The following is a 19802-nucleotide window of genomic DNA, read 5'->3' as shown; positions in this document are numbered from 1 at the left end:
GGCCAAGCCAGAGCCCCGTGTCATCGCTTGGTACGCGCCAAAGCGGCGTCTAGGTTCAAACACCTACAAGGGATGACATGTTTTCCTTCTCGGGGAGGAGTCGCATTCGCGGCAAGACGCGATATGTTGCGAGTATGACTGATCCCGGTGGGCTCCGCGCCTCGGACGCCGAGCGCGAGGCCGTCGTCGAGCAGCTGCGTGTCGCATCGGTGGAGGGCAGGCTGACGCTCGCCGAGCTGACCGACCGTACCGAGGCCGCCTATTCCGCGACCACGCACGCCGAGCTGGCCCTGCTCACCCAGGACCTGCCGGGGGGAGCCACGCCCGCACCGGCGCCGGCGCCCGCCCCGGTGCCCGCGGGCAGGAAGCGGCGGTGGTTCGTGGGCTTCATGGGCGACTCCAAGCGGCGCGGGACCTGGCGGATCGACCAGGAGCTCGGCGCGGTCGCCGTGATGGGCGACGTGGTGCTCGACCTGCGCGAGGCCGAGGTGCGCACGGACATGGTGGACATCATGGCCGTCTCCGTGATGGGCGACGTCAAGATCATCGTCCCCGACGGCGTGAACGTGGACCTCGACGGCGTGGCCGTCATGGGCGACAAGCGGGTGGACGTCCTCCAGGCGGCCCCCGGCATGAACGTCCCGGTGGTGCGCGTCCGCGCGTACGCCGTGATGGGGGACGTCAAGGTGATCGGCGACTCGCAGGCGCAGCCGGTGCAGCGCGCGTTCGCGGCCTGGCGGGAGCACTGGCGGCGGCTGCACGGCGAGGACTGGCGGGCGCTGGGCCGGCAGGTGCGGCAGGAGACCCGCGAGCTGAACCGGCAGGCCCGTGAGCTGGGCAGGCAGGCGCGCGGGGACCGCCGCGGCGACCGGTGGGGCTACTGACCCCGGCTCAGCCGACCAGGGAGGACACCGGCTGCCGCTGGGCCGCCTCGTAACGCTCCAGGAGCACCTCCACCAGCTCCGGCGCCGGTCCGAGCACGTCCGACACGACCGCGGCCCCGGCCTCCAGGCTCGTCTGCCGTACCTTGTCCGCGAAGTGGCCGGGCGCCAGCAGGTAGGGGGCGACGACGACCTTCGGCGCGCCCGCCCGCCTGAGCGCGGCCACGGCCTCGGCGGGCGACGGATCGGCGGCCGACGCGTAGCCGGCGGACACCGTCCACCAGCCGGAACGCCGCCACGCCCGCGCCTGCCCCGCGATCACCGCGTTGGCCCTGGCGTCGCTCGAACCCGCCGACACCAGCACGACCGCGGTCTCCGGGTCCCCGGCGCGCACGCCAGCCTCGGCCAGGCGCCGCTCCAGCGCCGTCAGCAGCAGCGGGTGCGGCCCCAGCGTGCTGCCGTAGTGCACGCGCAGGCGCGGCTCGCGCGCCCGGACCTCGTTCAGCGCCGCCGGCAGGTCCACCCGGCTGTGGTAGGCCTCGGTGAGCAGCAGCGGCAGCACAACGGCCTCCTGGAGGCCGCTCAGCGCCTGTCCCAGTGCCGGAGTGCAGTGGTCGAGGTACGCCACCCGTACGGGCACCTCAGGGCGCGCCAGGCGTACCCGGTCGAGCAGCGCGGCCACGGTGGCGGCGGCACGCGGGTCTCGCGACCCGTGCGCCACCGCCACCAGTGGCACGCGGCCGGGGGCCGCCCCGCCTGCCAACGGGACGGGTCCCCTGCTGGGGATCACAGGTGAATGCCGCATTCGACCTTCCCCAGGCCCGCCCAGCGTCCGCTGCGCGGATCCTCTCCCTCCGCGACCTGCCGCGTGCACGGCGCGCAGCCGATCGAGGGGTAGTTGTCGTAGTGCAACGGGTTGATCAGCACCCCGTTGTCGGCGATGTAGTTGTCGACGTCCTCCTGGGTCCAGGCCGCGATCGGGTTGACCTTGACCATCTGCCGCTTGGCGTCCCACTCGACGACCTTGGAGTCGGCGCGGCTGGAGGACTCGTCGCGGCGGATGCCGGAGATCCACGCCAGGTACGGCTCCAGCGCCCGGTTGAGCGGCTCGACCTTGCGCAGGAAGCAGCACAGGTCGGGGTTGCGGCCGAACAGGCGCGGGCCGAGGTCGCGATCCTGCTCCTCGACCGTCCGCGACGGCTTGATGTCGATCACGTTGACGTCATAGACCTGGCGCACCGCGTCACGCGTGCCGATCGTCTCGGCGAAGTGGTAGCCGGTGTCGATGAACAGCACGTCCACGCCGGGCTTGACCCTGCTCACCAGGTCGATCAGGAGGGCGTCGCTCATCGAGGAGGTCAGGCACAGCCGGTCGCCGAACGTCGCCGCCGCCCAGCGGATGATCTCGCGGGCGGGGGCGCCCTCGAGGAACGTCGCGGCGGACTCGACGATGTCCTGCAGGTCAAGAGTGCCGCGCTGCTGTTTCAGGCCGACCTCGATGTCCACGAGCGTCATATCTTCACTCCGATCCCGAGAAACTTGAGCTTGAAGGCGCGGGCGCAGGCGCGGCAGTACCAGCCGCCACCCGTCGCGGACTCGGCGACATTCAACTCGCCCTCGTAGGGTTCGAGGTCCTCGTCGCCGCAGTACGGGCAGTGGAACGGGACCGCTCGCTCGCTCATTTGAGGTCCGCCTCGTCGGCCCGCTGCACCCAGTCGGCGAACGACTCGCCTTCCTTCTTCTGGGCGTCGTAGTGCTTGACGACGCGCTCCACGTAGTCGGGCAGCGCCTTGGCGGTGGTCTTGAGGCCGCGCACCTTGCGCCCGAAGCCGGCGTTGACGCCGAGGGAGCCGCCCAGGTGGATCTGGAAGCCCTCGACCTGGTCGCCGTTCTCGTCCACCACGAGCTGGCCCTTGAGGCCGATGTCGGCGACCTGGATGCGGGCGCAGGAGTTGGGGCAGCCGTTGACGTTGATCGTCAGCGGCTCCTCGAAGGTCGGCAGCCGCCGCTCCAGCTCGTCGATCAGGTCGGCGGCCGCGGCCTTGGTCTCGACGATGGCCAGCTTGCAGTACTCGATGCCGGTGCAGGCCATCGTCTGGCGGCGGAACGTGGACGGCCGGACCCGCAGGTCGTTGGCCTCCAGCTCGGCCACGATCGAGTCGACCTGGTCGGGCGCGACGTCGAGGATGACCATCTTCTGCTCGACGGTCGTGCGGACCCGGCCGGAGCCGTGCCGCTCGGCGATGTCGGCGATCAGGTGCAGCCTGTCGCCGTCGAGCCGGCCCACCTTGGGCGCGAAGCCGACGTAGAAGTTGCCGTCCTTCTGCGGGAAGACGCCCACGTGGTCGCGGCGGCTGCCGCGCGGCAGCTCGGGGGCGGGCCCGTCGGGCAGCGGCTCCTTGAGGTACTCCTGTTCGAGAACGTCGCGGAACTTCTCGACACCCCAGTCGTTGACCAGGAACTTGATGCGGGCCCGGTGCCGCAGCCGCCGGTAGCCGTAGTCGCGGAAGATCCCGACCACGCCCTCGAAGACGTCGACCGCCTGCTCCGGCCGGACGAACACGCCGATCCGCTTGCCCAGCATCGGGTTGGTCGACAGCCCGCCGCCGACCCACAGGTCGTAGCCGACCTCGCCCTGCTCGTTGACCACGCCGACGAACGCGATGTCGTTGATCTCGTGCACCGTGCAGTGGGCGGCGCAGCCGCTCAGCGCCGACTTGAACTTGCGGGGCAGGTTGGAGTACGCAGGGTTGCCCACGATCCGGTCCTGCACCTCGTGGATCTGCTCGGTCGCGTCGATCACCTCGTCGGCGTCGATCCCGGCCAGCGGGCAGCCCAGGATCACGCGGGGGGTGTCGCCGCACGCCTCGGTGGTGGACAGGCCCACGGCCTCCAGGCGCTCCCAGATGTCCGGCACCGACTCGATCTCGATCCAGTGGAGCTGGATGTTCTGGCGGTCGGTCAGGTCGGCGGTGCCGCGGCCGTACTCGTTGGAGATGTCGGCGATCGTGCGCAGCTGGGCGAGGTCGAGCTGGCCGCCGTCGATGCGCACCCGCAGCATGAAGTAGCGGTCGTCGAGCTCCTCCGGCTCCAGGATGGCGGTCTTGCCGCCGTCGATGCCGGGCTTGCGCTGGGTGTAGAGGCCGTACCAGCGCATGCGGCCGCGCAGGTCGGCCGGGTCGATCGAGTCGAAGCCCCGCTTGGAGTAGATGTCGATGATGCGCTGGCGGACGTTGAGGCCGTCGTCGTTCTTCTTGTTCTCTTCGTTCTTGTTGAGCGGCTCACGGTAACCGAGAGCCCACTGGCCTTCGCCGCGCGGGCGTTTGTGGTGCCGGCTGGCAGGAGTGCGGCTGGCAGGGGTGCTCATTGCGCGTCCTTCGGTTCATGGGCGCGCGCAGGGTTCCTCCTGCCTCGTCGTCGAGGGCAGGGGTGGAGAGGAGGTGTGCGACGCGCTCAGCGGTGAAAAGGATGGGTTACTGGCGGGCGTCGCAACAGATGGCACTGCGGACACGCTGAAGATCGACGTGGCGTCGACCGACGAGCATGGGGTCCGCTGGCATACCTAGAAGATACTCTGGCCGTCCCGTTTGTCCAAGACAGGGTCCAGAGTGTGGGACTGTCCAGCTCGCTCAGCCCTGGCTCTTCCAGCTGAGGTCGGGCTCATGGGGCTTCTCCTGGACCTGGTGCTGGCAATCGCACCAGGAGCCCCCGCGGCAGTCCTCGTGGCGTTTGTCCTTGCAGCTCTCACAGATCACATGACGATTATTCTCCTAGAACGTTGTTCGGGTTAGGCTGGCGGGCGTGGATCTCATGGCCGAGCTGCTCGACGACCTGCGTGCCGAGACCGCGTCCCTCGAAGCTCTGCTCGATCCTCTGAGGGACGAGGACTGGGAGCGGCCCACGCCCGCCGAGGGCTGGGCGATCCGTGACCAGGTGAGCCATCTGGCCTGGTTCGACGAGGCCGCCGTGCGCGCGGCCACCGACCCCGGCGGCTTCCAGGCCTCACTGGCGGGCTTCACGTCCGTGGACGACCTCACCCTCGAGTCGCGCGGGATGCCGCCGGCCGGGCTGCGCGCGTGGTTCCGCGCGGCCCGCTCCCGCAGCCTGGAGGTCTTCGCGACGCTGGACGCGCGCGAACGGGTGCCGTGGTTCGGCCCCGCCATGTCGGCCGCCTCCTTCGTGACCGCGCGGCTGATGGAGACGTGGGCGCACGGCCAGGACGTCGCCGACGCGCTCGGCGTCACCCGTGAGCCGACGGCCCGGCTGCGCCACGTGGCCATGATGGGCTTCCGCGCCAGGCCCTTCAGCTTCGCCGTGCGCGGCCTGCCGGTGCCCGAGGAGACCGTACGCGCCGAGCTGGCCATGCCGGACGGGACCACGTGGACGGCGGGGCCCGAGGGCGCCGACGGCCTCGTCCGCGGCACCGTCCTCGACTTCTGCCTGGCCGTCACCCAGCGCGTCCACCTGTCCGACACCGCGCTGGAGCTGACCGGAGCGCCCGCGCGGGCCTGGATGGAGATCGCGCAGGCATTCGCCGGGCCGCCCGGCAAGGGGCGGGCGCCCAGGTCAGGGTGAAGTCAGGGTCTTGCCGGATGACGCGGGCGGCCCGGCCGGTGAGATCCTTCAGGTATGCGCACGATTCTGAACGTCATCTGGCTGATCTTCGCGGGACTCTGGCTGGCCGCCGGCTACGCGCTGGCCGGGATCATCTGCTGCATCCTGATCGTGACGATCCCGTTCGGCGTCGCGTCGTTCCGGATCGCTGCGTACGCGCTGTGGCCGTTCGGCAGGACCGTGGTGCGCGACCCCGACGCGGGCGCGTTCTCCCTGATCGGCAACGTCATCTGGTGCGTGGTCGCCGGCGTCTGGCTGGCCATCGGGCACGTCGTGACGTCGATCCCGCTGTTCCTGTCGGTCATCGGCATCCCGATGGGCATCGCGAACCTCAAGCTCGTCCCCGTTTCCCTGCTTCCGCTGGGCGCACGCATCGTTGACAACGACTAGGGCAGTCTCCGGGACGTAAGCTGTCCCGAAGAGTCACTGCGAATACCGTTGGGTGCCATGACGTCCACCGATGCGCCTCCCCGGCCGAAGAGAGGGCTCGTCTCCAACGCCAGGGCCAGGCTGAGCTGGGTGCTCGACACGAAGTCGTGGGCGATCGTCCGCGCGGCCACCAACGCCGGCGTCACCTACCGGGTCACCGGCCTGGCAGGTGAGGCGGCGTTCTTCGCGCTGCTGTCGCTGCCGCCGTTCGTGCTGGGCCTCATCGGCGTGCTGGCCAAGCTCGGCACCTGGCTGGGCTCCAGCGTGGTCGCTCAGGTCAAGGCGTGGGTGATCGCGCAGGCGGGGGTGCTGTTCACGGAAGAGGCCGTGAACAAGGTGATCAACCCGCTCCTCACCGACGTCCTCAGCGACGACGCGAGCAAGGTGTCGATCATCTCGGTCGGCTTCCTGCTGTCGCTCTGGTCCGGCTCCCGGGCTCTTTACGTGTACGTCGACCTCATCTCCGTGGCCTACGGGCTCGGCGAGGAGCGCGGCATCATCCGGACCAGGCTGATGTCGTTCGGACTCTACGTCGTCGGCCTGATCATCGGCATCATCGTCATGCCGATCCTGGTCATCGGGCCGACCCTGCTCAGGGACGCCCTGCCCGCCCAGTACGGCGTCCTCATCGACATCCTCTACTGGCCGGTCGTGATCATCGGCTCGGTCCTGTTCCTGACCGTGCTCTACCACGTCAGCGTGCCGGTGCGGACCAAGTGGTACCGGGAGCTGCCCGGCGCGATCCTGGCGCTGTTCCTGTGGATCGTGTGCGCGGCGGTGCTGCGGGCCGTGCTGGCCGCCTGGTTCTCGCCCGTCTCCGTCTACGGGTCGCTGGCCGCGCCCATCGCCGTGCTCCTCTGGCTCTACATCACCGCCCTGGCCGTGCTCATCGGGGCCATCCTGAACGCCGAGGTGGACCGGCTCTGGCCGGGCGTCAGCCGTACCAAATAGAGTCCCCCCGATATGGAGGCGCCAGCGGAGAGTCGGGCCGTACACCCTGGTGCGCAAGCTGGGCGAGGGCGGCATGGGCCTCGTCCACCTGGCCGAGGACCCTGACGGACGGCGGGTCGCCGTGAAGACGATGCGGCCCGAACTGGCCGCGCGGGAGGAGTTCAGGCGGAGGTTCGGCAAGGAAGCCGAGGCCGCGCGGCGGGTGGCCAGGTTCTGCACCGCGCCCGTGCTGGACGCCCGCGGCACCCTCCAGGCCGCGGGCAGCACGCTGAGCGTCCAGATCGACTCCCTGGCCCGCCAGGGCGGCACGGTGCGCCTGCAGTGGACGGTCAAGAACGTCGGCACCGAGAACGCGCCCCTGGCCGGCAAACTCGGCGGCGGCGCCCTCGACTCCACCGTCTCGCGGGTGAACCTCATCCCGCCGGGCGTCGGCCGGCCGATCCACCCCGCCTGGAAGGACAAGACCTGCGCGTGCACGGACCTGCCGATGGCGCCGTTCCCCGCGGGAGCGCGGCTCCGGATGTACGCGATCTTCGAGGGCGTGCCGCAGGACGCCGACCGGGTCGACGTCGATCTGGTGCTGCTCGGGGTCATCAGGAACGTGGCGGTCAGCTCATCGTGACACGACGGATGGGCCCCGTGACATCCGCTATCGTCTACGAGGAGACGCGACTGGCGCATTTTGGTGGGATCGACCACCGGGGAGCGAAAGGAGCGGAGGCCGTGCGCCTGGGTCTTCGCAATTGTCAACGATGACAGGAGAATCATGAGTTCTCTCGCGAGCGTCGACCCGCAGATCGCCGAGCTCATCAAGGCGGAAGAGCGCCGCCAGGCCGACACCGTCAAGCTCATCGCGTCCGAAAACTACGTGTCCAAGGCCGTGCTCGAGGCCACCGGCACCGTCCTCACCAACAAATACTCCGAGGGCTACGCGGGCAAGCGCTACTACGAGGGCCAGCAGGTCATCGACCAGATCGAGACCGTGGCCATCGAGCGGGCCAAGTCGCTGTTCGGCGTCAACCACGCCAACGTCCAGCCCTACTCCGGCTCGCCCGCCAACCTCGCCATCTACATGGCGTTCCTGCAGCCGGGCGACACCGTCATGGGCATGGGCCTGCCGTTCGGCGGCCACCTCACCCACGGCTGGTCCGTCTCCGCGACCGGCAAGTGGTTCAACCCGGTCCGCTACGGCGTACGCAAGGACACCGGCCGCATCGACCTCGACGAGGTGCGGCAGCTCGCCCTCGAGCACCGGCCGAAGCTGATCTTCTGCGGCGGCACCGCGATCCCGCGCACCATCGACTTCGAGGGCTTCGCCTCGATCGCCCGCGAGGTCGGGGCCGTGCTGGCCGCCGACATCGCCCACATCGCGGGCCTGGTGGCGGGCGGCGCGCACCCGTCCCCGGTGGGCCACGCCGACGTGATCTCCACGACCACGCACAAGACGCTGCGCGGGCCGCGCGGCGCCATGCTGATGGCCACGGCCGACGAGCACGCCACGGCGCTCAACAAGGCCGTCTTCCCCGGCCTCCAGGGCGGCCCCCACAACCACACCACCGCCGCCATCGCCGTCGCGCTCCACGAGGCCGCCCAGCCGTCGTTCCGCGACTACGCCCACCAGGTCGTCGCCAACGCCAGGACCCTGGCCGACGAGCTCGCCTCCCGCGGGTTCGACCTGGTCTCCGGCGGCACCGACAACCACCTGATCCTGCTCGACCTCACGCCCAAGGGCATCGGCGGCAAGCCCGCCGCCCAGGCGCTCGACCGGGCGGGGCTGGAGACCAACTACAACACGGTCCCCTTCGACCCCCGCAAGCCGTTCGACCCGTCGGGCATCCGCATCGGCACCCCGTCCGTCACCTCCCGGGGCATGGGCGAGGCCGAGATGCGCCAGATCGGCGCCTGGATGGACGAGGTCGTCACGGCCCTGGCCAAGGGGGACGCGGAGGACGTCATCACGCGCGTGCACCACGAGGTCAGCGAGCTCACGGCCCAGTTCCCGGCCCCGGGCCTGTAACCGACCCACCTCCCGCCGGGCCGGCGCCTCCTCCGGGGTGACACCACCGGCCCGGCGCAGGGCCTTCGGGGGCGCTACCGGCCCGGCTCATGGCCTGAGGGGGTTGCCGGCGACTTGGTGCACCGCCTCCGAGTCGCCGCCGACCCGGTGCGCCATACTCCACCGCCGCCGCGTGCTGGAGTGACGGCTGGGGTTCGCGGGTCTCGATCCCGCTCCTCGGCCCGCGCCCTCGCGGCTTCCCGCCGTCGGCCCGTCACCCCGCCGTCGGCCCGTGATGCGCCGCCGGCGCGTCGATCGGCGGCTGCTCCCGTGTCGCGCCGTGGAGATGGCGATGCGGGGAGCCCGCCGCAGGACGTCGGCGGTGTGCGGACGGCGGTGCGGGGCGACTATGTGCAGACGCGAACGCCCCGCCGCACGGGCTCCCGGAGTGCGGCGGGGCGTTCGGTGCGAGCGGGGCGGGCCGGAGTGCCCCGCTCGCGGTCGGCCGACCGGCGGCCCGGGGGACGTGGGCCGGATCGACCGGGGAAGGCGTTCCAGGGGACGGGACCGAATCGTCCCCCGGAAGCCTCAGCCCAGGAACAGGTAGTCGGCCCCGTACGGGACCCGGGCCTCGGAGCCCGGCGTGCAGGCGCCGGACGGCGCGACGCCGCCGGTGGTGTTCAGGCGCAGGATCTGCGTGGCGTGCGCGAGCAGCCCGCTGTCCTTGCCCGCCTGGGTGGCGTCCAGCACGAGCTCGGGGATGTTGCCGTCGCCGTTGGGCGTCTTGGTGACGACCGAGCCGCGCACCGCGCTCCCGTCTGGAGCCATCCACTGCGGCGGTCCGGCGGCGGGAGTCACGAACGAGTGGTCGATCCCGCGCCGCAGCCTGGCCGAGACGCCGAGCTGGGTGAAGGCGTACCCGCCGCTCGGCTGCGCCGTGCAGGAGTAGATCTGCGCGCCGCGCAGCACCTCGGCGGTGAGCGCGCGCGGGTGGGTGAACGGCCGGTCGGACAGCTGGCCGCGTACGGCGCCGCCGTCGAAGTCGGAGGTGTGCAGGTTCGCGTAGTAGCGGTCGGGGTGGGCGGCGATGCGCTTGACGACGCCGGCGGCGACCGGGGCCTCGCCCGCGACGCCGGTGAGGTTCTCCGGCAGGGCGCCCGCGAACAGGTCGGCGACCACTGGACCGTTCCCGCCTGCGGAACCCTTGTGCAGGTGGCCGTTGGTGACCGCGCCGAGGCCCGACCAGAAGGCCGTGTACGCGATGGACGAGCCGCCGGGACGCAGCCACCAGCCGGCCTGGCCGTCCTGGTCGCCGCGCTTCTTGCCGTCGTTCTCCGGCACCTCCTGCGCCCCGTCGGCGCGCGCGGAGAGCGTGGCCTGGTTGCTGCCCTGCAGCACGCCGTTGAGGTCGACCGGCTTGTTCAGCCGGTGGAACTGGCCGCGGACCGCGCCCTTGGGGTGGTCGGCGTCGTGCAGGTTGGCGTAGAAGCCGCCGGGGTTGTCGATGAGCGCCTTGACCAGCTCGTTGTCGGCCCTGACGGTGCCGGTGACGCCGAGCACGCCGGCGGGCAGCGGCTTGGTGAAGAACTCGAGCCTGACGTCCCCATTCGCACCCTTCGCGCCCAGGTGGACGTGGCCGGCGGTGGGCGTGCCGATCTTGTTCCAGCGGGCCGCGAACGTGACCTCGTTCCCGCTGATCCTGATCACGACCGTCGAACGCCCGTCGGCGTCGCCCTTGACACCCACCTCGTTGCCGCCGCGCAGGCCGGCGGCGAGATAGACGTCGTCACCGGAGGCGTTCGCCGGCGAAGCGGGGGAGGCGAGCAGGGCGGCGGCGAGCAGCGTGCCAGGAATTGCGAACTTTCGGATGAACATGGCTAAACCTCTTAAACGGTTTGATATTCCGGTTGGTACGGCAGGCAGTACGCGCCGGGCATCGGAGGAGGTTCAACCCGCGAATCCGTAATTTTGCACACAGGCCAGAAGACCTGAAAAAGCCCTCCCACCAGCGGCGGGAGGGCTTGGAGCGCCTGTTGGGTCAGGCGTTGATGGTGAGCAGCTTCTTGCCTGCCGAAGTGACCACCTCGAAATGATCGATGTCCTTCAGCGGCGTCGCGCTGCCGCCGTGCATGTAGAGCGGATCGGGCGAACCCGGCACTCCGTACCCGGCTGGAGGTACGGACCACCCGGTCATCACCCGGCGCTCACCCGACTTGCCGACCGAGACCAGCTCGCACTCGAGCGGCCCCTTCACCCCGGCCAGCTTGAGCGCGGCGTGCGTGCCCCAGGCCTTCGACTCGACCACCAGCCCGCCGGTGACCCCGTCGACGCCCTTCCCCTCGATGGGCGTGCCGTCGGCGAAGAACTGCTCGGCCGGGCCCATGTGGCTGCCGTGCCCCTGGGCGGCCATCGGGGGGACGTCGCCGACGGAGAGCTGCGTGCCGACCGTCAGGCCGCCGGCCACCAGCGTGACCGCCGCCGCCATCCCGATCACGAACGTCCCCCTGCGGGTCTTCCTGTCCGTCCTCTTCTTGCGCTGGAGCAGGTCGATCACCGGTTCGGGGGACGGCGCCCCGTAGTCCTCCATCGGGCCGATCCCGCTCAGCACGCTGGCCATGCCGGACAGATCCGACAGCTCGGCGCGACAGGGGGCGCAGCCCAGGAGATGGGCCTCGAAGGCGTGCCTGTCGTCCTCCTCCAGCAGGCCGAGCGCGTACGCGCCCACGTCTGTGTGCTCGACTCTCGAAGTCACGCCGTCACCCCCCTCTCCTCAAGTGCGATCCGCAGCGCGCGAACGGCGTAATAGACCCGGGACTTCACGGTGCCGACCGGGATGCCAAGCGCCTCGGCGGCGTCGTTGACCGACCGGTCTCGCAAGATCGTCTCGTTGAGGATCTCGCGGTGTGCCGGCGACAACGTCTTCAGTGCCTCTGACACGACCACCTGGTGCAGCAGGCCCTCCATCTCGTCAGGCACGGGCATCGTCTCCAGCGGCCCGTCACCCGACTCCCGAGGGCGGGCGTCCCGGCGCCGCCGGTCATCGATCACGATACGTCTGGCTACCGTAGCCAGCCAGGGCATCAGTGAGACCGACTCGGGATCGAGCTGCTCCGCACTGCGCCAAGCCCGGATCATGGTCTCCTGCACCACGTCTTCCGCCCACTGCCGATCGCCCGCCGTCAACCTGATCACGAAGGCCAGCAGCGGCCTGTGATACTCCTGGTAGAGCGCGGACACTGCCGCCTCGTCATTTGACACCCCGTCATTTGGCACCCCGTCATCCGGCCGTACGCGGCGGATCCAGTGTCGAAAACGCGGCTTCCCCATGGGGGCGGCTCCCTCGGCCGAGGGCGGGGGATAAGTGCTGGTGTGCATCATTCCCCTTTCTCGGGTCCGTCGGCAGGTGGTACGGCCAGCCGCCCAGGCAGGGTTCAACAGATCGCCATACTTAATCCGATTGCGTCCCTGCGGGAGAGGTGCGTAGAGTCTGCGGCAACTGATCGAGGAGGTGAGGACTATGCGGGTCATCGCGTTCCGTGTGCCCTTCGTCCACCTCCCCGGGCTCCGCTGAGCTGCCGGGTTTCCCTTCTCGATCAAAGGTTTCACTGCGTTGAATCACGATCTTTCCCTGCTCGGCTGGACCGCTCTCCGCGCCGCCGAGCTACCCGCTGACACCGTCCCCGCCCGCGTGGCCCGCGTCGACCGCGGCGCCGCCGAGGTGATCGCGGCCGAGGGTCAGCTTCACGTCAAGTACGGCGCCCGCGTCCGCAGGGCGTCGGCCGCCGACCCGGTCGCGCTGCCGTGCGTGGGCGACTGGGTCGCGCTCAGGCTGCTCCCGGAGGGCCGCTACGAGCTCGACGAGGTCCTGCCGCGGACGACCGCGTTCATCAGGGGCGGCGTGAGCCGCGACTCGGTGGGCGGCCTGTCCGGCGACGGCCAGGGCCAGGTGCTCGCCGCGAACGTCGACGTCGTCTTCGTGGCCGAGCCGTCCATGCACTCCACGGACTTCGCCGACCTCGGCCGCATCGAGCGCCTCGTCGCGCTGGCCTGGGAGTCCGGCGGCACGCCCGTGGTGCTCATCACCAAGTCCGACCTGTTCGAGGACGGTCTCGACCAGTTGCTCGACGACGTCCGGGTGGCCGCGCCCGGCGTGGACGTGCACGCGGTCTCGTCCCTGCACGGCGACGGGGTCCCGCTGGTCGCCGGCTACCTGGAGGGATCCCGTACGGCCGTGATCCTCGGCCCGTCGGGAGCCGGCAAGTCCACCCTGGTCAACGCGCTGGCCGGGGAGGGCGTCATGGAGACCCAGCAGGTGCGCGCCGCCGACGGGCGGGGCCGGCACACCACCGTGCACCGGGAGCTCATCCCGCTGTCCGGCGGCGGGCTGGTCATCGACACGCCCGGGATCCGGCGGATCGGCCTGTACGACATCGCCGACGGCGTCGACCTGGTCTTCTCCGACATCGAGGCGCTGGCCGGACTCTGCCGCTTCGGCGACTGCGGGCACTCCGGCGAGCCGGGCTGCGCGGTGCTGGCCGCCCTGGAGACCGGTGAGCTGCCGGAGCGGCGGCTGGACAGCTGGCGCAAGCTGCAGCGGGAGGCGGCCTGGATGGCCTCCAGGACCGATGCCCGCCTGCGCAAGGAGCAGCTGAACAAGTGGAAGCTCATCACCAAGGAGATGCGCCGCTCGGGCCGCGGCCGGCCCTAGCGGCCCGGCCGCCGCGGGTGAGGCGAGGAGCGCGTTTGAGCGGGTAGGGCACTGGTCATGGAGCTCTTCGCAGACCGTGCCCAGGCCGGGGAGCTGCTGGCCGAGCGCCTGGAGGACGTGCGCGACCCCGTCGTGCTCGCCCTGCCCCGCGGCGGCGTGGCGGTGGCCCTGCCGATCGCGCGCAGGCTCGGCGCCCCCCTCGACGTCCTCGTGACGAGGAAGATCGGCTATCCGCCCACCCCGGAGCTGGGTGTGGGCGCGATAGCCGAGGGCGGCGAACCCGTGTTCGACCACACGCTGCTGCGCCGCCTCGGCATGACGCCCGAGTCAGTGGCGGACGTGGTGGAGAAGGAGCGGCGCGAGCTGGCCCGCAGGGTGCTCGCCTACCGCGGCGACCGCCCGCTGCCCTCGCTGGAGGGGCGCGAGGTCATCGTCGTGGACGACGGCCTGGCCACCGGCGGCACCGCGCGGGCCGCGCTCAGGGCGGTCCGCACGGCCAAGCCCGCCAGGGTGACGCTGGCCGTGCCGGTCGGGGCCCGCGAGACGATCGGCTCGCTGCGGCGGGAGGCGGACGAGGTGGTGGTCCTGCTGACGCCGATCGACTTCAGGGCGGTCGGCCAGTGGTACGAGCACTTCGACCAGCTCACCGACGCCGACGTGCTCGAACTGCTCGACCGGGCGCGGCGATGAGGACGTACGGATGAGGACGTACGGGGGATCAGGCGGCGAGCACGGCCCAGACGAGCTTGCGGGCGCCGCCGGGCGACAGCCAGCCCCAGGCGGTGCAGAGGGCGTCGATCAGCCGCAGCCCCCGCCCGAACTCGGAGAACACGTCGGGAGCCGCCGCCACCGGCACGGTCCGGCTGTGGTCGGTCACCACGCACGCCAGCTCCGCCCCGTGCGACAGCAGCCGGAGCTGCGCCGCCCCGCCGCCGTGCCGCATCGCGTTGGTCACCAGCTCCGACACCACCAGCTGAGCGTCGAAGGCCGGCCCCGAAACCCCCCACATGGTCAGCGTCTGATCGACGAACCGCCGCGCCGTCGCCACACAGGCGGGCTCGAGCGCGACCCGCTGATGGAAGGGGAACACCGCGTCGCACTCCCAGGCATGCCCCTCGACCAGAATGGAAAAAAGCCATCCTGGTGGCCGGGAACCGATGGCGGCTTGCGGCCGAGCGTCGAAAGTCGTCATTCTGGCCCCCGAAGCGCGGTCTGGTGATCCAATGCCCATCTTTACGGGGAGTGGTAACCGATGCAAGACTTTTCGTTGTTTACGGATGCGAATCGCATCTGCACGTGCAGATGACCTAGGAGCGGCAGGGTGAGCGCAGAGAGCGCGGAAGGGAAGCTTCTCAACCATTCGCCGGGAAGCCCGACGGTGCTGCGGATCCTGCTGGGCACCCAGCTGCGCAGGCTCCGCACGGAGAAGGGTATCTCGCGCGAGGACGCCGGGTACTCGATTCGCGCATCTCACGCCAAGATCAGCCGGCTGGAGCTCGGCCAGGTCAGCTTCAAGCAGCGCGACGTGGCCGACCTGCTGACCCTGTACGGCGTCACCGACCCCGCCGAGCGCGAGCCGCTGCTCGCCCTGGCCAAGCAGGCCAACGCCCCCGGCTGGTGGCACAAGTACGGCGACGTGCTGCCGCCCTGGTTCGAGGTCTACATCGGCCTCGAAGGCGCGGCCTCCAGCATCCGTACGTACGAGAACCAGTTCGTGCCCGGCCTCCTCCAGACCCCCGACTACGCCAGGGCCGTGATCGAACTGGCCCACGAGAAGGCCCCGAGGGTGGAGCTCGACCGCCGCGTGGCGGTGCGCACCACCCGGCAGGGGCGGCTGGAGAGCGGGCTGACGGTCTGGGCGGTGATCGACGAGGCCGTCGTGCGCCGTACGATCGGCGGCTCCGAGATCATGCGCGCACAGCTCGCCCATCTCCTCGACCTCACCGCCGAGCGCAACGTCACCGTGCAGATCATGCCGTTCGACCGCGGCGGCCACGCGGCGGCCGGGGGCCCGTTCAGCATCCTGCGCTTCCCCGAGCCCGAGCTGCCCGACGTCGTCTACATGGAGCAGCTCACCAGCGCCCTCTACCTGGACAAACCCGCCGACTCCGACAACTACATGGAAGTCATGGACCGGCTCAGCATCCAGGCCGAGGAGCCCAAGGAGACCAGGCGCTTCCTGGAACGCCTGCTTTCCCGATGAGCTGCTGATATCCCTGTGACCCACCCCATATCTGGCTTTTTGGTCGTCCGCTATATGGAGACCGACGCGTTACCGTATTGTCTCCTCGCAAACGCGGATGCACGTGCATCCGTAAGATCGCGAGGAGCTGCCCCCATGCATGAGTTCCGGAACGGAACGCCCGCCGGCCGCCTTCCTGTCGTCTGGCGCAAGAGCAAGCGGAGCAACCCCAACGGCAACTGCGTCGAAGTCGCGAACCTGCCCACGGGGGAGATAGCCATGCGTAACTCACGTTTTCCCGAAGGTCCCGCGCTGGTCTACACCCAGGCGGAGATCACCGCGTTCGTCCTGGGGGCCAAGGACGGCGAGTTCGACGATCTGATCGTCTGAGGTCTGACGTTTAGCGGAGCGCGCGCCGCTCAGGACCGCGGCGCGCTGTACCAGCGCCATTTCACCGGGCGCTCACGGCCGGGAAGGTCGGCGCGCCCGGTGACCCACAGCAGGGTCGTCCACGGATCCGTGTCGCGCGGGGCGTCGGGGAACAGCCGCGCCAGCACGCGGGCGCACATCCCGGCCGGTGGCGCCCACCCGAGCCCGAGCCCGTCGGCCAGGTCGTGGGTGTGGACGAGCGTCTCCACGATGCCCATCGCCGCCGAGCCCTCGGCGTCGGCCGCGCCGAAGCCGTGGTGGGCGCGGACCTCCGGCGGCGCGGTCCGCACCATGGCGGACAGCATCGCGCCGCACGACTCCAGCACCTGCAGCAGCCCGACGGGACCGGCCTTGGGGTCGGCGTGGATGGTGTTGGCGGGGCCTTCCGGCCTGCGACTTTCCAGGACGAACGGGACGTACGTGTCCAGCGGCGGCATCCTGAGCCCGAGCTGGGCGGCATAGGCGAACAGGTCGTCGGCCAGGTGCTCGACCGTCTCCCAGCACGTCCACTCCAGCGTGCCGGCCTTGCGGTCCCACGCGGTCTCGGGCGCCTCACGGAGGGCGCCGACGGCCAGCCGGACGGCCTCGTCGAGGTCGTCGGCGGTCACGGGGGAGAGCTCGGATTCCGTCATGCCGGGCACCCTATCGGCCGGGTGTGACAATCTCCGGAGAGCCCGGTTTGTCGGTGCCGCGTGGGATGCTGTCGGGCATGGATGTGTTGCGCGTGGTCGCCGCGGCGGTCGTGGACCGGGGGCGGCTGCTCGTCGTGAGCAAGCAGGCCGCTCCGGACGTCTTCTACCTGCCGGGGGGCAAGCCCGAGGCGGGGGAGGAGCCGGAGGAGACGCTCGCGCGCGAGCTGGCCGAGGAGCTCGGGGTGACCCCGCACGACCTGGCCCTGCTCGACCACGTGGAGGACGTGGCGGCGCTGGAGGGCGTGCCCATGCGCATGACGGTCTTCACCGCCAGGGTTTCGGGGGATCCGAGACCGGCCGCGGAGCTGGCGGCGCTGGGGTGGACGGACGGGCGTGACGCTTACGTGCCGCGTCTCGCGCCTGCCGTGCGCGACCAGGTGGTGCCGCTGCTCGTGCGGGCCGGTGTTCTCGGAGGTGCTGCCTGATCAGGCAGTTGTCCCGACCGGGTTCGCCGGAGCCTGTGCATGGAGGGCCAGGCTCCGGTTCATCGGGACAACTGCTTGATCACGCGATGATGGTGACGCTGCCGGGTATGTCAGGCGGCGGAGATGCCGGCGCTGGCCGCGCGGCGCATGCGACGACGACGCTCGGAGGCGCGCTCGTCTTCGTTGAGACCGCCCCACGTGCCGTACTTCTCCGGACGGGACAGCGCGTAGTCAAGGCACTCGTTGCGGACGGGGCACTGGGCGCAGATCGCCTTGGCCTTCCGCTCACGTACGTCACGCTCGGGCTGCCGCTCCCCGTCGGGGCCGAAGAAGAGCACGAGGTCCTCACCCCGGCACGCGGCATCATCCTGCCAACCCCAGCTGGGGCGCGGGCGGGCGAGCTGCCGACGTACCTGAGACATGAGAAAACCACCTTCGTGAGAGGTATTTCGGTAATTGGGCCGCATTGGACGCTTATGGCGTCACTGTTCCAACGCAACGTTGGGCCGCGATGTTCCCTGTTCAGGCGAGAGCGGGCGTGGCGTACCGCACAGGCGTGAGCCTGTCCAGCGAAACCAGCCGGTAGGTGGTGATCGTCTCGGCGCAAGCCGTACCACACGGCGCTGTGAACGCCGATGGCTCAACCACAACCTGGAACCGGACGTCGCCGCGGCCCCGCGCGTTGACCCGCACGATGGCTACGGTGACGTCACCGTCCGACCTGGAGGATTCCACGGCCACCGCGCCGACGGAACACTCTCCCGTATGGGCTCGGGCGAAGTGCTCCACGGCTTGCAATGGCTCAGGGATGCCTGCGCGTCCCCGGTAGCGGTCGAGAATGACCTCGCCCGACCGGTACGCGTTAGCCGCTGCCAGTGCAGCAGCCTGAGACATGCTGCCGTAGAAAATTCCGTGTGGCAAGCACACCAGGTTGGCGGCGTAGCGATCGCCGCCAACGTGTGACGTTTCCCACACTCTGTCCGGCAAAGAATCGGCCAGCGTGCGAGCGAGGGGTAGTCCAATGCGGGCGCAGCACGCATTGCGCTTGGCGTGCGTGCAGACCAGAAATACCGGCTCGTCTTCAAGTATGCAGGACTCCGGGACCACTCCCGCCACGAGCGCGTCGAGGTCAAGATCGTCGGGACCTGCGACGACACCGCTCGCCAACCAGGGCCGGTCTCCTACCGCGTACGCGAGTAGCACACGGATCCCCTGCTCCTGTGGGCGGGTTCGCTTTCCCGGCCGGCGGATCAACTGGGGCCTGATACCGCGCTCGAGCGCCCGGTGGACCAGTTCGGAGATTTTTTCAGGAAGTTCGAAGTTTTCCAGGTGTGACGGCCAGGCGCCGGTGTATTCGACGAGCAGCCACAGCCGGGCTCCCACGGTGGCGCTGGCCAACGTCGGAACCCCTCCGGTGTGGCACCCGTTCGGATGCTCGCAGCCCCTTGCCAACGCCTGTTCTCCCTCCCCAACCCGAATTAGGTAAGACTAACCTAACGGATTGGTGGGGTCAGTCGCGGGCGGTTCTGTGCAACACGTCCCGTGTCGCGGGCAGTGCGCGGTCCCTGTCCTGCTTGACCAGGCCGATCCTGGTCCTCCTGTCCAGCAGGTCGCCCTCGTCGAGCGCGCCCTCGTGCCGGACCGACCAGACCAGCTCGCCCTCGGTGATGCCGAGCCCGACCTCCTCCGGGTGCGCCTTGACGAGCTCGTGCACGGCCTCGGCCTCGCTGCCGTACCGCTCGGCCAGCCGGTGCGGCACCCCGGACGGCCGAGGGCCCGCCCCGGCGAGCGGGATCTTTCTTGTACGACTCCGGCGCGCCCGGAGTTTCCCGGACGAGACCGCTTCATCCACCGCGTCCTCGGCCATCCGCCGATATGTCGTGAGCTTGCCGCCGACGACCGTGACGATCCCGTCATGCGCGAGAACGGCGTGTCTACGCGAGATGTCGGCCGTGTGACCGTCGGCCGCCAGAAGGGGCCTGAGGCCCGCGTACGCGCCCGCGACCGCCTCCCGGGTCACCTGAGTCTCAAGAACCCCGTTCAGCACCTCCAGGAGCGTTCTGACGTCTTCCTCGGGCACTTCCGGAACATCGGGGACGGCCCCGTCCACCGGTTCGTCGGTGAGGCCGACGTACACGCGGCCGTCGCGCTGGGGGAGTACGAGCGCGAATCGGTTGGTCTCTCCGGGAATGGGCACATGCATGCCGGCGATCAGCCCGGGGAGCGTCCCGTGGGTCAGCACGAGGTGGGTGCCGCGCGAGGGACGCAGCTTCACCTCGGGATCCAGCCCGCCCGCCCACACCCCGGCCGCGTTGATCACCACTCTGGCGCGGACGTCGAACTCCTCGCCCGTCAGCTCGTCGCGTACCAGCGCGCCCTGCCCCGTGAGCCGCAGCGCGCGGCAGCGGGTCAGCACACGGGCGCCGTGCGCGGCGGCGGTCCTGGCGATCGCCACGACCAGTCGGGCGTCGTCCAGCAGCCGGCCGTCCCACGAC

24 protein-coding genes and 1 riboswitch are annotated in these 19802 nt (G+C 70.3%); of the genes, 11 read left to right on the top strand and 13 right to left on the bottom strand.

What is annotated here, in order from left to right:
- Positions 1–134 precede the first annotated feature (134 nt).
- Complete coding sequence (locus ACWDX9_RS33300; protein ID WP_449960957.1) at positions 135–884, top strand: DUF1707 SHOCT-like domain-containing protein; 750 nt, start codon at positions 135–137, stop codon at positions 882–884.
- 7 nt (positions 885–891) lie between these two features.
- Here the strand turns inward: ACWDX9_RS33300 and ACWDX9_RS33295 are convergent, their stop codons facing one another.
- The 5 genes from ACWDX9_RS33295 to ACWDX9_RS33275 all read right to left on the bottom strand — a co-directional run bounded on the left by ACWDX9_RS33295 (position 892) and on the right by ACWDX9_RS33275 (position 4441).
- On the bottom strand, positions 892–1686 hold the full coding sequence (locus ACWDX9_RS33295) for a sirohydrochlorin chelatase (RefSeq protein ID WP_449960954.1): 795 nt from the start codon (positions 1684–1686) through the stop codon (positions 892–894).
- On the bottom strand, positions 1668–2396 hold the full coding sequence (locus ACWDX9_RS33290) for a phosphoadenylyl-sulfate reductase (RefSeq protein WP_350722673.1): 729 nt from the start codon (positions 2394–2396) through the stop codon (positions 1668–1670). The genes ACWDX9_RS33295 and ACWDX9_RS33290 overlap by 19 nt, the downstream gene beginning before the upstream one ends.
- Positions 2393–2563, bottom strand: coding sequence for an Insertion element protein (locus ACWDX9_RS33285; RefSeq protein ID WP_364747204.1), 171 nt, complete (start codon positions 2561–2563; stop codon positions 2393–2395). Before ACWDX9_RS33285 ends, ACWDX9_RS33290 begins: the two co-directional genes overlap by 4 nt.
- Complete coding sequence (locus tag ACWDX9_RS33280) at positions 2560–4248, bottom strand: nitrite/sulfite reductase (protein ID WP_449960951.1); 1689 nt, start codon at positions 4246–4248, stop codon at positions 2560–2562. The genes ACWDX9_RS33285 and ACWDX9_RS33280 overlap by 4 nt, the downstream gene beginning before the upstream one ends.
- Positions 4249–4354: 106 nt before the next feature.
- Positions 4355–4441, bottom strand: a complete 87-nt coding sequence (locus tag ACWDX9_RS33275) for a putative leader peptide (protein WP_364239720.1) — start codon at positions 4439–4441, stop codon at positions 4355–4357.
- 250 nt (positions 4442–4691) lie between these two features.
- On the opposite strand from ACWDX9_RS33275, the gene ACWDX9_RS33270 reads away from it, so the two are divergent.
- The 5 genes from ACWDX9_RS33270 to glyA all read left to right on the top strand — a co-directional run bounded on the left by ACWDX9_RS33270 (position 4692) and on the right by glyA (position 8892).
- Positions 4692–5456, top strand: coding sequence for a TIGR03084 family metal-binding protein (locus ACWDX9_RS33270; RefSeq protein ID WP_449960988.1), 765 nt, complete (start codon positions 4692–4694; stop codon positions 5454–5456).
- A gap of 54 nt (positions 5457–5510) precedes the next feature.
- Positions 5511–5885 carry a YccF domain-containing protein gene (locus ACWDX9_RS33265; protein ID WP_449960948.1) on the top strand — a complete coding sequence of 125 codons (375 nt, stop codon included), beginning with the start codon at positions 5511–5513 and terminating at the stop codon, positions 5883–5885.
- A 57-nt stretch (positions 5886–5942) separates the two neighbouring features.
- Positions 5943–6875, top strand: coding sequence for a YihY/virulence factor BrkB family protein (locus ACWDX9_RS33260; RefSeq protein ID WP_350722668.1), 933 nt, complete (start codon positions 5943–5945; stop codon positions 6873–6875).
- 49 nt (positions 6876–6924) lie between these two features.
- Positions 6925–7497, top strand: a complete 573-nt coding sequence (locus tag ACWDX9_RS33255; protein ID WP_449960945.1) for a hypothetical protein — start codon at positions 6925–6927, stop codon at positions 7495–7497.
- 42 nt (positions 7498–7539) lie between these two features.
- Positions 7540–7617: riboswitch (ZMP/ZTP riboswitch) on the top strand.
- Positions 7618–8892, top strand: coding sequence for a serine hydroxymethyltransferase (glyA, locus tag ACWDX9_RS33250; protein WP_449891769.1), 1275 nt, complete (start codon positions 7618–7620; stop codon positions 8890–8892).
- Between the two features lie 567 nt (positions 8893–9459).
- Here the strand turns inward: glyA and ACWDX9_RS33245 are convergent.
- The 3 genes from ACWDX9_RS33245 to ACWDX9_RS33235 form a co-directional block, all read right to left on the bottom strand.
- A complete protein-coding gene (locus tag ACWDX9_RS33245; RefSeq protein WP_449960942.1) occupies positions 9460–10746 on the bottom strand; it encodes a CHRD domain-containing protein in 1287 nt (428 codons plus the stop codon).
- A gap of 163 nt (positions 10747–10909) precedes the next feature.
- Positions 10910–11623, bottom strand: coding sequence for an anti-sigma factor family protein (locus ACWDX9_RS33240; RefSeq protein ID WP_357730998.1), 714 nt, complete (start codon positions 11621–11623; stop codon positions 10910–10912).
- Positions 11620–12198: a sigma-70 family RNA polymerase sigma factor gene (locus tag ACWDX9_RS33235; RefSeq protein WP_449960938.1), complete on the bottom strand. Its 579-nt coding sequence runs from the start codon at positions 12196–12198 to the stop codon at positions 11620–11622. The genes ACWDX9_RS33240 and ACWDX9_RS33235 overlap by 4 nt, the downstream gene beginning before the upstream one ends.
- A gap of 283 nt (positions 12199–12481) precedes the next feature.
- On the opposite strand from ACWDX9_RS33235, the gene rsgA reads away from it, so the two are divergent.
- Entirely contained in the window at positions 12482–13579 is a 1098-nt protein-coding gene (rsgA, locus tag ACWDX9_RS33230; RefSeq protein ID WP_449960935.1) for a ribosome small subunit-dependent GTPase A, read from the top strand.
- 57 nt (positions 13580–13636) lie between these two features.
- Entirely contained in the window at positions 13637–14269 is a 633-nt protein-coding gene (locus ACWDX9_RS33225; RefSeq protein WP_449960932.1) for a phosphoribosyltransferase, read from the top strand.
- 28 nt (positions 14270–14297) lie between these two features.
- Here ACWDX9_RS33225 and ACWDX9_RS33220 read toward each other — a convergent pair whose 3' ends face one another.
- Positions 14298–14669 (bottom strand): ATP-binding protein, encoded by a 372-nt coding sequence (locus ACWDX9_RS33220; protein WP_449960929.1) that lies wholly within the window; start codon positions 14667–14669, stop codon positions 14298–14300.
- Between the two features lie 231 nt (positions 14670–14900).
- On the opposite strand from ACWDX9_RS33220, the gene ACWDX9_RS33215 reads away from it, so the two are divergent.
- Together ACWDX9_RS33215 and ACWDX9_RS33210 are read left to right on the top strand one after the other, a co-directional pair.
- Entirely contained in the window at positions 14901–15782 is an 882-nt protein-coding gene (locus tag ACWDX9_RS33215) for a helix-turn-helix domain-containing protein (RefSeq protein WP_363965747.1), read from the top strand.
- A gap of 135 nt (positions 15783–15917) precedes the next feature.
- Entirely contained in the window at positions 15918–16151 is a 234-nt protein-coding gene (locus tag ACWDX9_RS33210; RefSeq protein WP_127935054.1) for a DUF397 domain-containing protein, read from the top strand.
- Positions 16152–16180: 29 nt separating this feature from the next.
- Here the strand turns inward: ACWDX9_RS33210 and ACWDX9_RS33205 are convergent, their stop codons facing one another.
- Complete coding sequence (locus tag ACWDX9_RS33205; RefSeq protein WP_449960926.1) at positions 16181–16822, bottom strand: DinB family protein; 642 nt, start codon at positions 16820–16822, stop codon at positions 16181–16183.
- 77 nt (positions 16823–16899) lie between these two features.
- On the opposite strand from ACWDX9_RS33205, the gene ACWDX9_RS33200 reads away from it, so the two are divergent.
- Entirely contained in the window at positions 16900–17307 is a 408-nt protein-coding gene (locus ACWDX9_RS33200) for an NUDIX hydrolase (RefSeq protein WP_350722646.1), read from the top strand.
- Positions 17308–17417: 110 nt separating this feature from the next.
- On the opposite strand, the gene ACWDX9_RS33195 is transcribed toward ACWDX9_RS33200, so the two are convergent.
- The 3 genes from ACWDX9_RS33195 to ACWDX9_RS33185 form a co-directional block, all read right to left on the bottom strand.
- Positions 17418–17729: a WhiB family transcriptional regulator gene (locus tag ACWDX9_RS33195; RefSeq protein ID WP_080036407.1), complete on the bottom strand. Its 312-nt coding sequence runs from the start codon at positions 17727–17729 to the stop codon at positions 17418–17420.
- Positions 17730–17829: 100 nt separating this feature from the next.
- Positions 17830–18705 carry a sucrase ferredoxin gene (locus ACWDX9_RS33190; RefSeq protein WP_449960923.1) on the bottom strand — a complete coding sequence of 292 codons (876 nt, stop codon included), beginning with the start codon at positions 18703–18705 and terminating at the stop codon, positions 17830–17832.
- Between the two features lie 112 nt (positions 18706–18817).
- Positions 18818–19802 (bottom strand): glycerol-3-phosphate dehydrogenase/oxidase (locus tag ACWDX9_RS33185; RefSeq protein ID WP_449960920.1); only part of this gene is annotated, 985 nt, incomplete at its 5' end.

The organism is Nonomuraea sp. NPDC003201 (genome assembly GCF_053590415.1).
Note: the sequence above shows the minus strand (reverse complement) of the source record. Positions and strands in the feature narration are given on the sequence as shown.